Annotated in this window: 3 protein-coding genes; all 3 read right to left on the bottom strand. The window is 37.6% G+C overall.

Annotated features, from left to right (window positions below; all coding sequences use genetic code 11):
• Positions 1-1,243 (bottom strand): GT4 family glycosyltransferase PelF (pelF, locus tag L652_RS0103050; protein WP_024603273.1); only part of this gene is annotated, 1,243 nt, incomplete at its 3' end.
• The gene (locus L652_RS0103045; RefSeq protein ID WP_024597303.1) at positions 1,236-2,219 is read right to left on the bottom strand and encodes a hypothetical protein; all 984 of its coding nucleotides are present in this window, start codon (positions 2,217-2,219) and stop codon (positions 1,236-1,238) included. The genes pelF and L652_RS0103045, both read right to left, overlap by 8 nt.
• The coding region (locus L652_RS0103040; protein WP_024603272.1) for a PelD GGDEF domain-containing protein at positions 2,216-2,583 on the bottom strand (368 nt) is incomplete at its 5' end. The genes L652_RS0103045 and L652_RS0103040, both read right to left, overlap by 4 nt.

The raw sequence follows: 2,583 nt of genomic DNA, 5'->3' as shown, positions 1-2,583 counted from the left end.
CGGCCGCCATTGCTTCTAAAAGTACTAAAGGCTGCGCTTCGGAAATCGAGGTTAAAGCTACAATTCCGAGCTTAGGCAAAATTTTGGTAATATCTTGCATACCTAAAAACTTTACACTGCTTTGTAAATCAAGACTGCCTACAAGTAGTTCACACTCTTTGTAATATTGCGGGTCTTCTTCATAAGGGCCGATGATCCAGCCTTCTACTTCAGGCAGCATCGATTGTGCCTCTTTAATCGCACGTATAAAGGTTTTAATATCTTTTATAGGCACTACACGTCCAATTAATCCAACAACTGATGGTATCTGTTTTGGACGCTGCTTAAGCGCTTCAATAAAGCGCACTGTTTTAATTCCATTAGGTACAACAAATGCTTTTTCAGGCGCTGCACCATCCTTTATTTGGCGCTGCCTGTTACCGTCGTATAGCGAAATGACCTTATCTGCTTCTTGGTATGTTGTTCGGCCGATTTGCTCAAAAAAGCTGATCCACATACGGCGAATAAAGCCCATCTCGGTATTTAAGTTTTTACCTAGGCTTTGCTCAGACTCTTTAATCCAACTGGCTTGAATAAGATCTATTTTTCTCTCTTTGGTGTAAATACCATGTTCGGTCAACAAAAAGGGAGTATCGCTTATTGCACTGGCACCAGATCCTAAAATACCAGCATACCCAGTAGATATTGAGTGAATAAGTTTAACCTTTGGAAGTCCACGTGCAATTTCGGCTATTTTAAATAGCGGTTTATATAAATTGCGGTATGACCAAAAAAAGTCAATAAAAGAGGATTCATCACAAAAAGTTGAATAGTAATTGGTGAGTACTTGCCACGATGATTCACTATATAAAAAGTCGGCTTCGTTAATACCGTCTTTTTTAGCCAAAGTCTCAAATGCAAACTTTAATAACTCAGTTGGGATGGGCTCATCACAATCCCTAAAATAATTTTGTAGTTGCTGCCAAAAATCAAAGAGCTCTTTTTTATATTTAACGCCATGCTTAGCTTTTATTTCAGATGTGTCATTTTCCACTAAATAATGAACATGCAGCTTGGTAACGTTTTCAGGCAAAGTATATTGAATCTCGCCATAATGCTCTGGTGCTCCACCTATAAAAACAAGCTCAAAGTTATAATGAGGTAACCCTTCAATTATTTGATGAACCCAGCTAGATACGCCACCACGTACATAAGGGTAAGTGCCTTCTAAAAGCAGTAAAATGTCTGCATTTTTATTACTCATGCCAATACTCCTGCAAATGACGTAATTCACTGCCCTTAGGTTGTTCTGGGAGTTCTTTTAAGTAGCGTTTACAGTCGTCAAACTTGTTCATACAAAAGGCAACTTCGGCTTTATAAGGCAATACATGGCGCCTTGCCATACCAAACTCAGTTGCTTTAAGTAGATACTCATGGGCTATTTCGTATTTGTCTAAGGCTAAAGATATACGCCCTAAAAATATAAAAGTTGCAGGTGTTTTTACGTGCTCAATACTTTGCAATGCAAGTGCTTCTGCTTTTTCTAAAACGTATTTACGCAGTGCGCCTTGTGCTAAGCCTAAATAGCTCAGTTCCCAATAAAGTTCGGCTAGCTGTTTTTGTAAATGACTCAATTTTGGCTGCTTAGTTGTAACTGCTATTTCTTGCTGATACAAACTGATTTTTTCGTTAAGTTTGGTTTCTTTACCATCAAGGGTTGAGTAGGCGAGCAAGCGAATATCATCTTCTAAATCTTTAAGTGCTAGCTTTAAAATAGGAATAGCTTGTGAGTCACTCATGTGACGAGCCGCCATTACAGCACTTAAACGCTTATTTGGCTCATTAGCGTGCTTCAAAATTGCTTTAAGTCCACCAATTGAATAGGTTGGATTTGCTGATATTGCTCTGGCTTCAAAAGGAAGCTCAGGTATTTTATGCTCCTCTATTTCTATCTCGTCATTCTTGAGAGGTTTACAAAGAGCAAATGTAAGCGCTACTACAACACCTATAATTCCAAGTACTGGTAATGTAAACAATAATAAAAACATGAGTAGCAAAGAGCTATAAGGAGTCGTTTTGTATTTTTTAGGTATAAAAACATAACTAACAATAGCAAAAAAGATGCTAGCGATAGCATGCAATAATATAGCTAAAAACCAATCAGGTGTTTCCAGTACTTCTATTAGTGCAAAGTACTGACAAATACACCCTAATATAGCCGCTACAATAATTATAATCATGAAAGTGAAACCAATCTCTTTATGTCATCTGAGCTTATAGGTAGTGCAAGTTGCTGCTCAATAACAATATCAAGCTCAGCTAAAGTGCTACCAGTGCGCTCTTTACACCAAGTGTTCATTCGGGCGATAAACCCTGCTTTTTCAAGCTCATCAGCTAATGGCATTAATAGCAGTAATACCTGATTTTGATTATCGTACAAATAAATGTCTAAACCACGGCGTGCTTCACTTAAATAACTCATAAGTTGAGTGGATTTATCAGTAATATTATTAGCTTTTATTTTTAGTAGCTGCGATGGAATGTTGTATCGTTTTGCTTCTTTATTCGCACGTTTAACTTGGCGAATAAAGTATGGATACTCTT

The sequence above is a fragment of the Pseudoalteromonas sp. TB25 genome (assembly GCF_000497995.1).
Taxonomy (GTDB): Bacteria; Pseudomonadota; Gammaproteobacteria; order Enterobacterales; family Alteromonadaceae; genus Pseudoalteromonas; species Pseudoalteromonas distincta.
Note: the sequence above shows the minus strand (reverse complement) of the source record. Positions and strands in the feature narration are given on the sequence as shown.

Coding starts and splice junctions, on each gene's coding strand:
- L652_RS0103045 (WP_024597303.1), bottom strand. CDS start 2,219: ATGATTATAATTATTGTAGCGGCTATATTAGGGTGTATTTGTCAGTAC.